General features: G+C 42.4%; 13 protein-coding genes. All 13 read right to left on the bottom strand.

Translation table 11 applies throughout. From position 1 onward, the window contains the following. Nucleotides 1-4 precede the first annotated feature (4 nt). Nucleotides 5-1,591 carry a hypothetical protein gene (locus DFO72_RS12020; protein WP_243856137.1) on the bottom strand — a complete coding sequence of 529 codons (1,587 nt, stop codon included), beginning with the start codon at nt 1,589-1,591 and terminating at the stop codon, nt 5-7. A gap of 55 nt (nt 1,592-1,646) precedes the next feature. Continuing rightward, on the bottom strand, nt 1,647-2,495 hold the full coding sequence (locus DFO72_RS12015; RefSeq protein ID WP_113881916.1) for an ABC transporter permease: 849 nt from the start codon (nt 2,493-2,495) through the stop codon (nt 1,647-1,649). After that, nucleotides 2,492-3,427: an ABC transporter ATP-binding protein gene (locus DFO72_RS12010; RefSeq protein WP_009330794.1), complete on the bottom strand. Its 936-nt coding sequence runs from the start codon at nt 3,425-3,427 to the stop codon at nt 2,492-2,494. The genes DFO72_RS12015 and DFO72_RS12010 overlap by 4 nt, the downstream gene beginning before the upstream one ends. Continuing rightward, nucleotides 3,424-5,799, bottom strand: coding sequence for a hypothetical protein (locus DFO72_RS12005; protein WP_113881915.1), 2,376 nt, complete (start codon nt 5,797-5,799; stop codon nt 3,424-3,426). Before DFO72_RS12005 ends, DFO72_RS12010 begins: the two co-directional genes overlap by 4 nt. A gap of 291 nt (nt 5,800-6,090) precedes the next feature. Then, nucleotides 6,091-7,095 (bottom strand): signal recognition particle-docking protein FtsY, encoded by a 1,005-nt coding sequence (gene ftsY, locus DFO72_RS12000; protein WP_113881914.1) that lies wholly within the window; start codon nt 7,093-7,095, stop codon nt 6,091-6,093. 72 nt (nt 7,096-7,167) lie between these two features. Next, nucleotides 7,168-10,734: a chromosome segregation protein SMC gene (gene smc / locus DFO72_RS11995; RefSeq protein ID WP_113881913.1), complete on the bottom strand. Its 3,567-nt coding sequence runs from the start codon at nt 10,732-10,734 to the stop codon at nt 7,168-7,170. Nucleotides 10,735-10,777: 43 nt separating this feature from the next. Beyond that, on the bottom strand, nt 10,778-11,518 hold the full coding sequence (gene rnc, locus DFO72_RS11990; protein WP_113881912.1) for a ribonuclease III: 741 nt from the start codon (nt 11,516-11,518) through the stop codon (nt 10,778-10,780). Between the two features lie 570 nt (nt 11,519-12,088). Continuing rightward, on the bottom strand, nt 12,089-12,322 hold the full coding sequence (locus DFO72_RS11985) for an acyl carrier protein (RefSeq protein ID WP_009330799.1): 234 nt from the start codon (nt 12,320-12,322) through the stop codon (nt 12,089-12,091). Nucleotides 12,323-12,412: 90 nt separating this feature from the next. Then, a complete protein-coding gene (gene fabG, locus DFO72_RS11980; RefSeq protein ID WP_113881911.1) occupies nt 12,413-13,156 on the bottom strand; it encodes a 3-oxoacyl-[acyl-carrier-protein] reductase in 744 nt (247 codons plus the stop codon). Then, complete coding sequence (gene fabD, locus DFO72_RS11975; RefSeq protein ID WP_113881910.1) at nt 13,153-14,100, bottom strand: ACP S-malonyltransferase; 948 nt, start codon at nt 14,098-14,100, stop codon at nt 13,153-13,155. Before fabD ends, fabG begins: the two co-directional genes overlap by 4 nt. 26 nt (nt 14,101-14,126) lie before the next feature. Further along, nucleotides 14,127-15,131 carry a phosphate acyltransferase PlsX gene (gene plsX, locus DFO72_RS11970; RefSeq protein WP_113881909.1) on the bottom strand — a complete coding sequence of 335 codons (1,005 nt, stop codon included), beginning with the start codon at nt 15,129-15,131 and terminating at the stop codon, nt 14,127-14,129. Between the two features lie 20 nt (nt 15,132-15,151). Beyond that, nucleotides 15,152-15,712: a transcription factor FapR gene (fapR, locus tag DFO72_RS11965; protein ID WP_113881908.1), complete on the bottom strand. Its 561-nt coding sequence runs from the start codon at nt 15,710-15,712 to the stop codon at nt 15,152-15,154. A gap of 335 nt (nt 15,713-16,047) precedes the next feature. Beyond that, a complete protein-coding gene (gene recG / locus DFO72_RS11960) occupies nt 16,048-18,096 on the bottom strand; it encodes an ATP-dependent DNA helicase RecG (RefSeq protein WP_113881907.1) in 2,049 nt (682 codons plus the stop codon). Between the last annotated feature and the right edge of the window lie 170 nt (nt 18,097-18,266).

Below are 18,266 nucleotides of genomic sequence, written 5' to 3'. Positions count from 1 at the left end.
ACAGTCACTCCTTGTCAGGATCTATACTAGTAAAATAATTTTTAACGATTTCCTCTAAATCAGCCGGAAGCTTATACCGGTCGGTACTTTGTCTGTATGCTTTTTCATAATTCCCAAAAACTTCACTGTACGGTCTGATATTCCCTTTTAAAACAGGACCTTCCCCTTCAAGCTGCTCTCCTGGACTTCCCTGTCCAAGGCTGCCGCTGTCATTTTCAATATTCGTCTTCCCTTCCATGCCAGATGGAATGGTGAGCAGATCCCTGGATCCCTGTCCGAGCCCGGCACCTCCTCCAAGACCGCCGCCCGACCCATTCCCTGAGCCAGCCCCGGTACCAGATCCCGAACCATTTCCTGAGCCCGTTCCATTTCCTGAGCCGTTGCCTGAACCCGATCCGCTGCCATTGCTGCTGTTTGAGCTATTGCCGGCTTGATTTTGATTATTTTGCTGATTTGAATTATTCTGCTGCCCCTGCTGAGGAGTATTGGAGGCGTTTCCTGAACTGCCTGGCTTGCCAGGCGGCGAAAACGCGAGCTGTCCCGGCGGCATTCCATTCGCAGCCATTTGCTGCTGTAATGAAACCCCTGAACTCTGCAGAGCTTCTTGTGCTGCAGCCAGCTGTTTTAAAAGCTCTTCTGATTGCGATGCCTTTTCGAGCTGATCCAGGAGACTTGACAGCTCTTCTTTAGACAACTGTGCATCACTGCCAGTAAGCTCCTTCAAGGCATTTCTTTGATCTTTATTAAGTTCCTTCCTCTGCTTATCAAGCCTTGACAACTCTTCCCTAAAGGAAACCAGATCTTTTTCTTTCAGCATTCGGCTTAATTGTTCTAACCCGCTCTTATCAAGATTATTTTTAACCTTTTCCAGGGCTATTGATTTTTCTTTTTCTTTAATTGCTTTTAATTCTAAGCTTTTTGTTTGCTTCTCTAATTCCTTCAAAGCTTCCTCAGCTGACTTTTTTTCTGCAATCTTGTCTTGTGCTTCTTCTAATGCTTTTTTCACTTCAGGATTCTTTTCTTTCTCAGCTTTTTTCTCAAGTTTCTCTTTAGCCTCTTCAACTATCTTGATTTCCTTCTCCTGTTTTAGCGCCAATTCCATTTTTTCGCCGGGAATCATGTATAAGAGCACAGCCAAACCAAGAAAGGGCAAAAACATTAGAAAAGGTTTGGGAAGAATGAAAGTTTTCTTCCTGCCTAAAACAAGATGATGCACCTTTTTCATATGCTTTACTGCATCTGCCAGCTGCAATCTTGCAAGAATGCCATCATCGTGCAGGAAAGAATGGGCTGTAATGACCCTGTCTTCCGCTACAAACGTGTTATACAGTGAGGCAGCCTGGATCAAGTCAGGACGCTTCTTCAAAATTCGAAAAGCTGTATAAAGAGCAGACAGAAATAAAATCAAGAAGAGATAGTTTTGCAGAAATGGGATAACCAAAAATCTTGCTGCCATCATAAGAAAAAAGGCCAAGACAGCAGCTGATAAAAGGAACACCTGGAATTCCTTAACTATCAGCTGAAATAGGAGCTGTCTTTTTACCGGTTTTAAAAGTCTAAGATATTGATTGCGGTTTTCCACCGATATCATTCCCTTATTAAAATTTACGGGCAATCCCGTTTTCAGGGATTTGCCCGAATAAATACTAGCCCTTTTTCATATTGGGACGGAGTTTTTTTATGCTCAGCAGAATAGCTCCAATGAAAATCAATGTGTACGAAATTAAGTATGAAATCCATAAAGGAAATTCAATGCCTGTTGATCTGGTAATTTCATTGGTCATTTCCGGCTCAAAGGTGCTCATCAGTATAATGACCGGGTTGAGCATAGCCGGGAAATATGCAAGAGGATTTGTTGGCTGAGTCCCTGAATAGCCATATGCATTGGTTAATTGCATAAAGATCAAAGTCAGGAATGCCGTTCCTCCTGCTAGAAATAAAGTAACCCCATAGGTAGTAACCATCGAGACAATTGTTTTTCTAATGAGCGTTGAAAATAAGACCCCGAGGCTTCCATAAACCAGGATGGTAAATAAATAAAATCCCATTGTTGTAAGCAGCTGACCTGGGGAAATGCCTCCAAATAAAAACACAAAGCTATAAAGAGGCAGACTTGCCGCAATAAGCAAAATCAAATATGAAATGGAAGAGATCAGCTTGCTTAATATAATGCTTGAAGAGCTTTGGGTCGTCGTGAGCATGATATTTAAGGTCTGCCTTTCTCTTTCACTGCTGATAACCCCAGCTGTTAAACCGGGAGTAATAAACAGAATTAAGCCAAGCTGCAATATAGATAAAACCATAAACATTGTTCTGCTCTGATCAGGCTTAAAAAAGCCCTGCATGTTATTTGACAATGATTCTATAAAGATAAAACCAACAATGATAAGCCCTAATGCCAAGAGGTAAAAGAGTACCCCCAGGTAGCTTTTAAAGCTGCGGAAGCGGAGCTTAAACTCTTTATTCAGAACAGGATTTACGACTAAATTCTTCATGTCAGCTCAACTCCCTTTGTAATTTCCATAAAAACATCTTCCAGATCAGTTTCTGCTTCAGCAAAGCTGGTGATCGCTAAATTATTTAAAATGGCTCTTTTCAGCAGTTCAGTTTGTTCTTCAGCGGTCCCTTTATAAATAAATTGAAAAGATGCTCCGTCTTCCAGTAAAGCCAATTTGAAGATATTAGGATCATCCTCAAAGAAAGAAACTGCCTTTTCTGAACTTCCATGAACTTTTACAATGATCAGCCTTTCTCCCCTCAGCTGTGACTGAATATCAGCAACAGACCCCTGAGCCACCAGTTTTCCCTGGTCAATAATGCCGATGGTATCGCACATTTCTGCAAGTTCAGGCAGTATATGTGAGGATATTAAAATCGTTTTGCCCATGCTTTTCAATTCTTTTAATATTTCCCTCATTTCAACCCTTGCTCTTGGGTCAAGTCCTGATGCAGGTTCATCCAGAATCAGCACTTCAGGATCATGGATAAGGCACCTGGCCAGACAGAGACGCTGTTTCATGCCTCTTGATAATAGGTCTACATATGACTCTCTTTTATTTGACAAGTTGACTAAGTCGAGAAGCTGCGGAATCAGCTTCTCACGTTCTGCGAATGGTATGCCGTAACTCGCACCGTAGAAGTGCAGATATTCATCAGCCTTAAGCTGGTCATAAACCCCGAAGAAATCCGGCATATAACCTATCTGCTTTCTCACGAGCTTTGAATCCTTTTGAACATCATACCCGTTTACGTAAGCAGAGCCCGAAGTGGGGGCAAGTAGGGTTGCCAAAATGGAGAATGTTGTGGATTTTCCTGCACCATTCTGTCCGACAAAACCAAATACACTGCCTTTTTCTATATTTAAATTTAAAGAATCAAGTGCTGTAAATTTTCCGTATCTTTTCGATAAATCCATAATTTCGATCATTTTGCCACCTCCCCTTTGATCGTAACAGCCGGCAATTGAACGAAAGGATCTCCCTGAGCCGATTTATTCAGCTTTATAATAAAACGGCCTTCTTTTGAAATAAACTGGGTTAAGTCATCTTTACTTGTCAGCTTTATGCTCCTTTGATCCGGTTCAATCGGCAGCCACTCACCAGTTTTATGGTTTTTTATCGAATACAGTACGTTTTGGCTATTGATCCTTACCGAAATTTCTTCTAATCTATATGTTTTCTCTTTTAGCTGCTTTGGAAGGCTGAGAATATATTCATATTCTCCGTCTTCCAGCATCATTTCTGCATTCGTGCTGCCCATGCCTTTTTCATAAATCTGGCCCTGAATCACATTCCAATCAGCTGCCATCATTCCATCTTTCAGTGTAAAGGATCCGGAGAACTCATTTATGGCCTCAAATGGCTGAAGGATCATATTTGTGTTATTCTGTTTTTCCTTCTTCCCTATCATGGCTACATCAATAATTGATTCTTTTGTTATACCCGCAAGGACTGGCTGAGCAACATCCCCAAGCAGAAATGTAGTGGAGGCGTATTCAAGCTTTTCTCTTCTTAATCTATTTATATCATTTTGACCATTGGCAGGGTATGCCCCGTTTAAAGTTCCTCCATATGGTCTGCTCAGCAGGGTTTGCTTTATGGTTTTATCCACTTTAATTGTCTCATCTTTATTGATTGGCCCTAATTTGATTGCTTCATTGCCTGACCAAATATATAATTCTTCAAAATTATACTCACTCTCGTTTTTGATTGTTCCAGTTAATCTTTTTTCCTTAAGGGTGAGGTCCGCTTTAAACTTCCCATTGATTTCTGTCTGGGCCTTTCCGTAAATCGTTTTGGACGACCAATATTCTACCTCAGGAAAAATAATCTCATTGTTTTTCACCTTTTCAGCCATGATTCCTCCTCTAAGGGGATCAGATGAAGTGGAATTGTTTGAATAAACCACTGCATTAAATTCACCTTTGGGGATTGAGAGGGTATATCCGCCGCTTTTATTTGAAAGCAGGGTTGAAGCCTGATATCCGGTAAGCAGATTGTTATTCACTTTATATATCCCCATCTGGTTCAGCTGCGGCTGAGAAATTCTATCTTTTGCCCCCATTCCAAAGACCGCTGCACCCATTAGTATGGCGATGGAAGGAATGATCCACCAGGAATGCTCCCGTTTATCAAGCTTCCTTAATACAAAATAAAGAACAGGCACTATCAGAATAATATAACCGGCAAAAAGCCCAATAAGCTGCCCAATTGAAAAATTGGATGCAGGAAAGAATTCATTCACTTCTGCAAATTCCCAATACAGCTGGTCCAGGTAATCCTGAGAATATGTACTGGTTCCAATGCCGGCACCTGATGCCTGATTAATAAAGTCTGCAAACCATGTGTCGTATCCCTCCCATGAAGAAAAAGGCTCATCTCCCAGTGAAAAAGCTGTCTGCAGGATCGTCCCGCTTCCATACTCCTTTTTCACTGCTGCTGGAAGATCCCCGCTTTCAGCAATAACTTCAGCACCGGTATCAATTGGACCAGTAAAGAAGTTGAGTTCTTTAAAATCCGGCTCCTCGCCCTTAGCTGCCTGGAGGAATTTTACTGCACCGGCTGCCTCGTTTTCAGATTTCATTGGCAGCAAAGAATATAGCTCTCCATAGGCACCGCTTGCATCAGGTCCGCCTCCGGCAATCAATGCTCCACCGTTGTAAACCCAGTCCCTTATAGCATGTTGTTGTCTGTCACTAAGCTGGGACATCTTGTATTCATCAATCAGCAAATAATCGAGTGTTTCCAATCCTGTCGCTTCATCCGGCAAATCTTCCTTACTGAGTTCAATCATCGTTTTTGAAGGAAGAGTCCTCAATTCTTTTACACGGTCATAGTTTTCACTGAGAACACCAATTACTTCAGTTGCCATATCGATAAATTTCGGCTTTAAAGTATTTTCGCCTTTAAAACTAACCTTTTTTCCGTCTTTCCAATCTCCTGCATAAAGAGTCAGCAATGGAATGTTCTGATACATGGAAGGGTGGTCCTCTGTCATGCCAGGGATGGAAACCAGGTATTCCTTAGCTGTTCCGGCAGGAAGCTCTACTTTTACAGTAACCGTACCGCTCGTATTGTAGGATGGATGGTAACTTATCAGCAAATCCCCGCTAAATGCCTCTCCTGTATTTTCCATCTTAATCCGCAGAGGAAAGCCTTCTCCTCTTTTCACTTTTCCGCCAAAGCCCTCATCCAGAGAAACTTTGATGTCTGTGCTGGCAGCTTCTGCTGTCTGGAATGGATGAAACATTAACACAAAGCAGAATATAGCCATAATGATCACTTTTAATTTTCCGTGCAACCCAATCTCCCCCATTAAAAATCTTAAGTATCAGCCTTATGTTTTTTTAGGCAGTCTTTATAACTATAAATTATTGCCAGCCTGATGACTTCTTCCATAGTATAGACGCAGCCGGCTGACAAAAAGTTCCTGCTGATAATTATTTAATTAGTTTGCCAGACCTAATTTGAAAGACATTTATTAACATAGTGTAATTTTACACTAAAAAATATAATTTTCAAACTATTTTTACATATTTTAAATTTCATAAAAAACAGCCGGAGAACTCGCTCTCCGGCTGTGTATCAATTGTTATTCTTCCTCTTCTTCTTCTGCTTCTTTTTCGACTATGTCGGCAAAGAGTCCATAGACATACTGTTCTGCATTGAATTCCTGCAGGTCATCCATTTTTTCTCCTAAACCTACAAATTTCACCGGGATTTCAAGTTCATTTCTGATTGCAAGAACGATGCCGCCCTTTGCAGTTCCATCCAGTTTTGTAAGAACTATACCAGAAACATCAGTGGCTTCCTTGAAGGTCTTAGCCTGAATCATGGCATTTTGTCCAGTGGTAGCGTCAAGTACTAGCAATACTTCATGCGGGGCCCCCGGTACTTCCCTTTCTATTACACGCTTTACTTTCTCCAATTCTTTCATCAGATTGACTTTATTCTGCAGGCGTCCCGCAGTGTCACAGATTAAAATATCAGCATTGCGGGACTTGGCAGCTTGAACGGCATCATACATGACAGCCGCAGGGTCAGAGCCAGCTCCCTGCTTAATGACATCAACGCCGACACGTTCTCCCCAAACCTCAAGCTGTTCAATAGCTCCTGCACGGAAGGTATCCCCTGCAGCAAGCAGGACACTTTTTCCTTCATTTTTGAACTTATGGGCAAGTTTTCCGATCGTCGTCGTTTTACCGACTCCGTTTACACCAACAAATAGGATAACAGTTAGTCCCTCAGTCTGAATATTTAATTCTGTGGAGGTTTCGCCTGCGCTGTCATAAATTTCTACAAGCTTCTCTGAGATGACAGCCTGCACATCGCGAGGATCCTGAATATTCTTGCGCTTTACTTCCCTTCTCAGCTCTTCGACCAATTCCATAACAGTGTCAAATCCAACATCCGCCCCAATTAAGATTTCTTCCAGTTCCTCAAAAAATTCCTCATCCACTTTACGGTACCTGGAAACAAGGTCATTTACCTTATTTGAAAAATTATCGCGCGTTTTGGTTAATCCGTCTTTAAACTTTTCAGTAACACTATCTGTCTGCATGGTGATTTTTTCTTTTAGTTTTTTAAAGAAACTCATGTTTTCACTTCCTTATAAAAGCAATATGTATAAGTGCGGAACAGTGTTGTAAGCTGTCCCGCATTAAAGCTGCTATTGAGTAATTAATTCCCTGGTTTCTTCCAGACGTACAGATACCAGTTTGGAAACACCGGATTCCTGCATGGTTACACCGTATAAGACATCCGCTTCTTCCATTGTTCCTTTTCTGTGGGTGATAACGATGAACTGTGTTTCGTCGCTGTATCTCTTTAAGTATTGGCTGAACCTTTGCACGTTTGCTTCATCTAAAGCTGCCTCTACTTCATCAAGGATACAGAATGGAACAGGACGGACTTTCAAAATGGAAAATAGCAATGCAATTGCTGTAAGTGCCCTTTCTCCACCAGATAATAATCCGAGGTTCTGCAGTTTCTTGCCTGGAGGCTGTGCGACAATTTCCACACCTGTATTCAATAAATCATCAGGCTGGGTCAATCGTAAATCGGCTCTGCCGCCGCCGAATAAGGATTGGAAAACCGACTCAAAGTGAAAACGGATCCCTTCGAACGTTTCTTCAAATCGCCTTTTCATTTCAACATCCATTTCATCGATAACCTGGAATAACGTATCTTTTGCTTCCTGAAGGTCTGTTTTTTGTTCAAGCAGGAATTCATATCGTTCAGATACTCTGTCATATTCTTCGATTGCTCCGAGGTTCACAGCCCCAAGCTCTTCGATTGCCAGCTTTATGAGCTTTACTTTTTTTCGTGCTTCATCAATCTCAATCTGCAGCGGATATTCCTCTTTAGCACCTTCAAAAGACAGCAGATATTCTTCCCTTAAATGATTCAGCCTATTTTCCAGCTCAACATCCAGCCGGTTCTGCTTAACTTCCTCATCTTTCAAAACTTCTACCAGACCCTTATGCTGGCGTTTTAATTCTTTTGCCTCCAGTTCCAGGTCCTCTAAAGATGTTTGGAGCTTTAATCGCTCATCCCTTCTTGACACAATTAATTCAAGCGTTTCATTCTTTTCCTTTAATTTTTGCTGTGCCGCCTCTTCCAGATGCTGCTCACCTGAAGAGCTATTCGTCATTTCGGATGAGAGCAGTTCTAAATCTTCTTTTACTGTCTTCAGCTTTTCCCTGTTAACAGCAAGCTCTGAATTTATTGCGGCTAGCTTGTCCTCCGCATGATTCAGCTGCTCACTCTTGGAAGCGAAGCTGATTTTCAGCTCATTTATTTCAGATGCCACAGTTTCCTTTGACGTCTGCTGGGTGTTTTTTCTTTCTGTTAATGCTTTAATTTCATAATCAAGATCAGCTATTTGTTTTTGCTGCTGCTCCAATAGATCTGCCAGCTCACTCTTTCTGATCAGCAGTCTTTCTCTATCTTCCGAAAACTGTGCCTTGTCCATATCATAAAGAGATAGGCGCTCATTAATGCTTTTCTCCTCAAACTCTACTTCCAGAAGGTCTCCCTTCACCTTCTGTTCCATCAAACGAAGCTCTTCACCCGTTTTTCTAAGCTGTTCAATTCGTGTTTCCTGTTTTTGGATTTCGTTTTTTTGCAGTTTCACTTGTTTTTCAAGATTAGCTGTTTTGGATTCCATATCCACAATTCGGGATTTCAGCTCTTCAAGTTCACCTTTACGTGAAAGAATTGAAGTGCTTTTCTGTTTTACAGCTCCTCCTGTCATTGATCCTCCGGGATTCACCACATCCCCATCAATTGTAACGAGTCTCACACGGTATTGAAGCAGCTTCGCCAGTTCATTAGCTCCTTTAAGATCCCGGGCAATAACAACATTGCCAAGCAGGTTTTCAATTGCGGGCTGGAACCTCCCGTCAAACTGGATCAGTGAAGCCGCTTCACCAATAAAGGCAGGGTGAACTTGAACCGAGTGCAATTGTCCAGGGTTAAGCTTCTTCCCCTTCACTACACTCAATGGCAGGAAAGTGGCTCTGCCGTATGAATTCTTTTTCAGGAATTGGATGGCACTTCTTCCATCCTGCTCATTCTGTACGATGATATGCTGCATGGCACCGCCAAGAGCAGTTTCAATCGCCGTTTCGTACTCTTTCGGCACCTGAATTAATTCCGCTACCGCTCCTTCAATTCCCTGCAGCTTGCTGCCTCTTGCTTTCAATACTTCCTTTACCCCTTGGAAAAAGCCCGAAAAGTCTTCTTCCATTTCTTCAAGCATTTCCTGCCTGGACTTTGCCTGCTGCAAATACTGATAAGCCTGATACAATGTTTTTTCCTGCTTTTGATAATTACTCTTTAATGATTCAAGCTTGCGGTCTTCATGGCGGAACACATGTACCTGACTCTCTAATTCATTTTGCAGGTTTTCAAGGTCTGATTGTATCTTTTGTTTTTTCTCTTCGTTTTTCATGCGGTCGGCAATATACTTTTCGTTATCCATTTCAAGTTTAGAACTGCGCTGCCCCTGCTGGTTCAGCTGCTGATCAATATTCTGCAGTTCGTTTCTTGAAGCCGCCTGGCTATTCAGCACTTCAATATAATCACTTTTCAGCGATTCAATTTTTTCTTCCGTATTTTCACTGAAGAGTTTGAGCTGATCCTGCTTTTCCTTTAATGCTTTCTGAAGCTTAACTGCTTCTGTTTTTACTTTCCCCTTAAGAGCCGACTGCTTTTCTTCTTGCTCTTTTAACTCAGTTATTTTCATGGAAAGTTCTTCCATGTTTCGATGAAGCTGGTCTTTATTCTGGCTGGCATTTTTTTTTCGCTCTTTTAGGACTTCTTTTCTGCCTTCCAGTTTTTCTAGCTCTTCACTGGCATGAAGGAGGACGTCCTGCAAATCATTTACTGATTCGTCGATTGCGGCAATATGATCCTTTAATTCTTCCATTTTGGCTTCTTTGTTCTGGATAATTGCCGATAACTTCATTTCATCTTCTGTATGCTGTTCAAGCTGACGTGAGAGCTGCTCCCATTTTGAATGCAGTTCCTCTATCTCATAAACTGTAAGGGCAACTTCTATTTTCTCAAGCTCTTCCTTCTGCTGCAGATAATCTTTCGCAATCGAAGCCTGAATTTTTAAAGGCTCTACCTGGCTTTCGAGTTCATGTAGAATATCATTCACCCTGTTTAAATTATCCTGGGTTTCAGAAAGTTTGCCTTCCGCTTTCTTCTTTCTTGTCTTATATTTAAGCACACCAGCCGCTTCTTCGAATATCGTCCGGCGTTCTTCAGCTTTGCTGTTTAGTATTTCCTCTACCCTGCCCTGACTTATTATTGAAAAAGCTTCTCTGCCAAGGCCTGAATCCATAAATAAATCTACTATATCTTTTAATCTGCATGTTTGCTTATTGATTAGGTATTCACTGTCTCCAGATCGGTAGACCCTTCTTGTAACACTGACTTCACTGTATTCGATCGGCAGACCCTGATCGCCGTTATCAAGGGTCAGTGTCACCTCAGCAAAATTCTGCGCTCTCCGGGAATCACTGCCCGCAAAAATGACATCCTCCATTTTCGCGCCGCGAAGGGACTTAGCTGATTGTTCACCCAATACCCAGCGTATGGCATCTGTTATATTGCTTTTTCCGCTTCCATTTGGACCTACAACTGCCGTAACGCCAGGAACAAAATCAACCGTTATCCGCTCAGCAAATGACTTAAATCCAATAACATCAAGCCTTTTTAAAAACAACCCTGCTCCCCCTCTGTCTCCTCCAAGTTTCTATTCTTTGATGTCACTTGATATGATTTTTCAATACTTCAAGGGCCATTTGGGCTGCATGCTGTTCCGCTTCTTTCTTTGATCGGCCATTGCCTGTTCCAAGCTCCCTGCCATTTAGAGAAACAGTGGAAACAAATTCTCGATTGTGGGCTGGCCCTTTTTCATGAAGGATTTTATATTCAATTGCACCTGCACCATCCCGCTGCACAAGTTCCTGCAGCTGGCTCTTGAAATCCATCACATGCGAAAAAGCACCTGAATCAATCTTCGGAAAAACAACTTTCTCCAAAAAACCGACAACCGTATCTAATCCTTTATCGAGGTATAGTGCACCTATAAAGGCTTCAAATACGTCTGCAAGCAGGGCCGGACGGGTCCTTCCTCCTGTCATTTCCTCCCCTTTTCCAAGAAGCACCAGGCTGCCGAAGGACAATGCATGGGCAAATGAGACCAGGGATGGTTCGCAGACAACCGCAGCCCTCAGCTTAGTTAATTCTCCCTCGCTCATCATGGGATATTTTAGGTAAAGGAACTTTGAAACAGTCAGTTCCAGGACAGCGTCACCCAAAAATTCCAGTCTTTCATTGTCTTCATAGGGCTTTCTCCGATGCTCATTCACATAAGATGAATGGGTAAAAGCTTGCTTTAATAATTTTTCATTTTCAAATTGAATTCCGATTTCCGTCTGGAATTCTTTAAATTGTTTTTCGATTGCGCGAAATGATTTTCTATCCTTATCCTTATTGCTGCGCATAATGCATCCACCTTGCTAATATTAATATTCTTTTTATTATTAGGGACATTTCAAAAATATTGATGTTTTAGTTTTTTAACCAAGCCCGTTGATTTTCGCTGCAGGTACTAAAGCTATCCTGCGGGGCAGCCGGGAGCTTCCTCAAACAACGCCACACGAAGAAAATGCGGCAGCCTTTTCGAGGATCTCGCACCTTCCGATCCAGTCAACTCAATGAACAATATAGCTAACTGCTCAAATGCCACGAATTTTAAGTAAACTGACATTCATAAAAAGCTTAAATGGCCTTCCCTAAGTTTACGTAATAAACATCAAAAACGCAAAATAACTTCTACTTAAAAAGCCATTTTAAGTTTCATATGGGTACAGCCATCTTCACAGAAGAAAGCCCCGTTATTCAACGGAGCTTTTGCCTAACATATTTACTGTCCACAGCCACCTGCTGCCGGGCGACAGCTTTAGCCATGCTTTCCTTCTATGCAACAGGTAACACCGGACAGTAAACATCTGCTGATAAAAAATGGCTGCAGCGAGGGGCATACCCTCACTGCAGAGTGGTCCAACTAATGATTATTGGCTAGCTTTTATGTAATTTACAGCGTCACCGACTGTTGCGATCTTTTCAGCATCATCGTCAGAAATTTCCATGTCGAACTCGTCTTCTAATTCCATTACTAATTCTACTACGTCAAGGGAATCAGCACCTAGATCATCTTTGAAAGAAGCTTCCAATTTAACTTCAGACTCTTCAACACCCAGACGGTCCACGATGATTTTTGTTACACGTTCTAATACTTCTGCCATGCTTGTCACCTCCCCTCAAGTATTATAGATTATTTTTAGCCTTTATTGAAAGGTTTTATAAAAAATTTTGCATTACAAGCCTGTTACAAACTACATGACCATACCGCCATCAACATGAAGGGTTTGTCCTGTCATATAGCGGCTGTCCTCTGAAGCAAGAAACACTGCCACATTCGCAATATCTGCAGGGTCGCCGAAACGGGCCAAAGGAATTTGCTTAAGCATCTGCTCTTTTACATCCTCGTTCAGCTTGTCAGTCATATCAGTTGTGATAAAGCCTGGTGCAATGGCATTGACCGTTATCCCTCTTGTTGCAAGTTCCTTTGCAGAGGTCTTTGTCAGGCCTATAACACCAGATTTGGCAGCGACATAGTTAGCCTGGCCAGGATTGCCGCTGACTCCAACGATGGATGAAATATTGATAATGCGGCCGCTGCGCTGTTTCATCATCTGCCTTGTAACAGCTTTTGTACAAAGGAATACACCTTTCAGGTTAATGTTAATAACATCATCCCATTCGTCTTCCTTCATTCTCATAAGCAGATTGTCCTTCGTAATTCCAGCATTATTAACCAAAATATCAAGCTTGCCAAACTTTTCTACTGTTTCTTTAACCATGCTTGCCACGGAATCACTATTTGACACATCGCATTGGATAGCAAAAGCATTTCTGCCTAATGCTTGTATTTCATCAACCACTTCGTTCGCCCTTGCCTCACTTCCGGAATAGTTAACCGCGATATCTGCACCTTGCTTAGCAAGACCCAAAGCAATTTCTCTTCCGATTCCGCGGGAAGCTCCCGTTACTAAAGCGGCTTTTCCCTCTAGCTTCATCTTAATTCCTCCTTCAAGGATTCTGTAACTGCCTGACAGGATTCAGCATCAGAAACGGCATACGTTTTAAGGGAACGATCTACCTTCTTCACTAAGCCTGACAGTACTTTTCCAGGTCCTATTTCAATAAATGTATCTACTCCAAGCTCTATCATCTTGCGGATTGAATCCTCCCAGAGTACAGGTGAATACAGCTGTTCAATCAATCTGCTGTTGATTTCTGAAGCGGAAGTCATTTCAGAAGCCGTAACATTTGCAATGACAGGAACAACTGCATCTTTGATCTCAATATTGTCCAGGACTTGCCTGAACTTCTCCGCAGCAGGCTTCATTAATTCAGAATGGAAAGGACCGCTTACTTCCAGCGGAAGCACACGCTTGGCACCTTCTTCTTTAGCCTTTGCAGAAGCTTGTTCAACACCTGCCCTTGAACCTGAAATCACAATCTGTCCAGGACAGTTCAAATTTGCGAGCTGAACCGGATTGCCGGCTGCCGTAACCTCTTCTGTGACTGCAGAAAGCTTGTCCCTGTCTAGTCCCAGTACCGCTGCCATTGTTCCCTCACCGTTAGGAACTGCTTCCTCCATGAACTCTCCTCTTTTACGGACAGCATAAACTCCGTCCTCAAAGGATAGTGCTTCCGCTGCAACGAGTGCAGTATACTCTCCAAGGCTGTGGCCAGCCACAAAATCAGGTGTTACACCCGACCTTTTAAAGTAATCGAGGATGGCAATGCCAGTAGTCAACAATGCCGGCTGGGCATTTGTTGTTAGCGTCAATTTTTCCTGAGGCCCTTCAAAAATAAGTTCTGATAGTGAAAAGCCAAGTTTTTGATCAGCACTCTCGAAAAATGATTTTACTTTCTCATCCTGTTCGGCTAAGGCTTTTCCCATTCCTGCAGTCTGCGATCCCTGCCCAGGAAATAAAAAGGCGATTTTACCCATCGTGCTTCCCCCCAAATAAAATAAGTTTATTTAATGGCTGTTTTTTCTGCTTCTTTTTCAACAGCTTCCTTAATCGTTTGAGCGACATTATTTTCTACCATATCCCTAGTCTGTCTGACTGCACTGAATAAAGCAGTAGCATCTGAGGAACCATGAGCCTTAATAACCGGCGCCTTTAATCCGAATAATCCAGCACCGCCGTATTCCGAATAATCCAGCTTGGATTTAAGCTGGTATAAATCAGGCTTTAAAGCTGCTGCTGCCAATTTCGTTTTAAAGCTGCTGGTCAGAGCTGTTTTTAACATTTTAAATACAGAAACAGCAGTACCTTCAATTGTCTTTAGGACCATATTGCCGGTAAAGCCATCTGTCACTACAACATCTGCAGCTCCCTCAAGCAAATCGCGCGCTTCCACATTGCCGATAAAATTGATATCAGCATTCTTCAGCAGGTCGAATGTATTTTTCGCCAGCTCATTGCCTTTTTTCTCTTCAGTTCCGATATTTAGAAGGCCCACTCTAGGATTGGAAACACCCCGGACCTTTTCTGTATATATGGATCCCATAATCGCATATTGAAGAAGATGCTCAGGTTTCGCATCTACATTCGCCCCTACATCCAACAAAAGGAACCCTTCACCGCCTATCGTTGGAAGCGTAGGTGATAATGCCGGGCGTTCGATGCCTTCAATCCTTCCCACCACAAAAAGGCCTGCTGCCATAAGAGCACCCGTGTTTCCTGCAGAAATGCATGCATCCGCTTTACCGTCTGAGACAAGCTGTGCTGCAAGCACCATTGATGCATTTTTCTTTCTGCGTACCGCCCTCACTGGCTCATCATCCGGCGTGATGACTTCATCTGTATGTAAAATCTCAATCCGCTCGTTTGAGGTAAGGTATTCCTTTATTTTTGACTCATCACCAACAAGGGTAATGTGTATATCCTTAAACTCTGCGGCAGCTTTCATTGCGCCAAGGACAATTTCCTTTGGGGCATTGTCGCCTCCCATTGCGTCTATGGCAATTTTCATGATGCTTCATCCTTTAGTGATTATTTTTTTCTGAACATGTCGAATTCGCCCTTAAATACCTGTTCGTTATTCACAAAGCTATTGACTTCAACAATCGTCCTGCCGCTGTCAACATCAATTGTAAGGACCTTGGCTTTTGCTATAACACGTTCACTTAATCGTACTGGCCTTGTAAATTGAATATTGGCTTTCGCTGTCAATGCCAGTTCATCGTTTATTACAGCAACTGCCAGTGAGTTGGCCTGTGCAAACAAGTGATGACCCCGGGCTATTCCATTCCGCTTGAAAACATGTTCATTTTTTACATCGAAAATGGAAATTGCCGTTTTATCCAATTCTATATCTATTATTTCTCCGATTATTTCTTCTATGGGTAGAGATCGGACTTCATCCTCGAAAGTTTTTTCAGCAACATGCTTGATTCGCTCCCGCAATTCCGGAATAGATAATTCCAAGCGGTCGAGCCTTATTGTCTGGACGCTGACAGAGAACTTATCTGCAAGTTCCTCGTCCGTAACAAATGGATTTTCTTTTATTGTGTCCGTTAATAAATGCTGGCGTTCTTTTTTATTTCTTTTCATTAAAAATCCCACCGTCCGAGATATTAAGACTAGGTACTAATAGTAGTATATAATCAAAAAAAGCAGATTGCAAGAAAGAACTTTTCTGCAATCTGCTTTAAGTGTGATTGAATATTTGTCTAGCCTGCATACTCTGGCCGCTGATTTCCTCTGCAGGCCCTCCTCTCTCCGCTGTGAGGAACAGAGTTCCTCAGCGCCGCCTGCGGGGTCTCACGCAGAACATTGAATCATCTCCCTTGAATCAACACCGCACGAAGGAAATGCGAAAGCATTTGCAAGGATCAAGCTCTCTCCACTCCAATCAACTCAGCGTGGGATATTGATGCTTCGATCCTTTAGTCCAGTTTTTCCCCTTCCAGCACTCCTGTTTCCTTTAAATAATTTCTCAAAGGCAGGTACTCATCTGAATGCCAGAATTCATGGGATTCAACAAGAGCAGCTGCATCGTTTCTGGCGGTTTCGAGAGCGCGGTAATCATGGACCATATCGGCGACTTTAAATTCCGGAAGCCCGCTTTGTTTTTTACCGAAAAAGTCCCCAGGGCCCCTCAGCTCAAGGTCCTTTTCACTTAGGGCAAATCCGTCATTGGTTTCCGTCATGATTTTCATGCGTTCTTTTCCAACTTCCGATTTGGGGTCAGCTAAAAGAACACAATAAGATTGTTTATCTCCTCTTCCTACCCTGCCCCTTAATTGGTGCAGCTGTGCAAGTCCAAACCGCTCGGCATCATAGATCACCATCATCGTTGCATTTGGGACATTTACACCCACCTCGACAACTGTAGTAGAAACAAGAACTTGAGTTTCATTTCGGCTAAAAGTCTTCATTACATTTTCTTTCTCATCTGGATGAAGCCTCCCATGCATGAGCCCGACATCATAGCGGCCATGAAAATGATGCATCAGGGTTGCATGGACATCTATAGCGTTTTGAACATCCAGTTTGTCAGACTCCTCAATTAGGGGACAGATCACATATACCTGCTGGCCTGCTGAAAGCTCCTTTTCCATAAAACCAAGTACTCTATCAAGCATTTCAGGTTTTGCCCAATAAGTTTCAATCGCTTTTCGCCCTGCCGGCATTTCATCTATGATGGAAACATCCATTTCCCCAAAAACAGTAATGGCCAATGTCCTCGGGATTGGCGTGGCAGTCATAAACAGAACATCCGGACTCTCGCCTTTTTCCCTGAGGACGCGCCGCTGTCCGACACCAAATCTATGCTGTTCATCAGTAATAACAAGTCCCAGTTTATTAAATTCCACTTCTTCCTGGATAAGTGCATGTGTGCCTATAAGAACATCAATTTCTCCATCCTTTAAATGCTGAAGAATTTCTCTTCTGCGCTTTCCTTTGACAGAGCTTGTTAGGAGTTCACATCGCAAGCCAAATGGCTCAAGCATCGTCTTTAAAGATTCCGCATGCTGCTCTGCAAGGATTTCGGTCGGAACCATTAAAGCTCCCTGGAATTCTGCTGTCCTGCTGGCATATAGGGCGATTGCCGCAACAGCCGTTTTGCCGGAACCAACATCCCCCTGTAATAGCCTGTTCATCCGATAAGGCGATTTCATATCAGACAGAATCTCATTAACTACCCTTTTCTGGGCACTGGTTAAGGCAAACGGAAGGGAGTCTATAAACTCCATCAGCCTCGAAAGATCATAAGGTTGCGCAATTCCTTTAGACTGCTCTCTTTCAATCTTTCTTAGTGCCTGCATTTTTAATTGAAAATAGAAGAATTCTTCATAAACAAAGCGCCGTCTTCCCTGTTTAAGTTCCTGATCATCGGCAGGAAAATGAAGCGATCTCATAGCATCTCGCCTATTCAAAAGCCTATATTGCAAAAGATATTTTTCAGGCAAAGTTTCTGATATCTCATTCCCATACTGTGAAAAGGCCAGTTTTATAAAACGTCTGATTCCCTTGACAGTGATATTTCCTTTGACACCGTAAACCGGCTCAAAATCCTTGTTATTGGAGGCACTTCCTATTTTTAATTCATTGGCTGTTATGATCTGGCGGTGCTGGTCCCATTTGCCTGTCACTGTAACAGTTTCGTTCAAAGTAATTTTGTTCTTTAAATATGGCTGATTAAACATGACCACTTGTATCAGATATCTGCCTACAAGAACTCTCAGAGTCAGCCTGGAACGTTTCCTTCCATAATAGGCGAGTGAAGGTTCACTGTGAACCTTTCCTTCCACAGTTACTCTTTCATCATGCTTGATCTCTTCCAGGTCCTTGAGTCTGTAATCCTCATATCTATACGGAAAATATTCAAGCAAATCTTTTACAGTGTTTATGTTCATTTCAGCAAGTGATACTGCTGTTTCCTCTCCGATGCCTTTAACAGCTGTAACAGACTGATTATAATTTGGATTCACGTTTATTGAACGGCTGCCAAATATATTTTCTCAAGGCAGTCCGCCACCCCTCCCTGCTCAATTACTTTTAACTGCAGGCTATGTAACGCCTGCTTTATAACTAACACACTATATTTTAAATAGGCAAGTAACTAATCTTTAATCAAATAAATTAATATTTCCGAAGCCCA

This window comes from Cytobacillus oceanisediminis (assembly GCF_004366035.1).
In the GTDB taxonomy this organism is placed as follows: domain Bacteria; phylum Bacillota; class Bacilli; order Bacillales; family Cytobacillaceae; genus Cytobacillus; species Cytobacillus oceanisediminis_C.
Note: the sequence above shows the minus strand (reverse complement) of the source record. Positions and strands in the feature narration are given on the sequence as shown.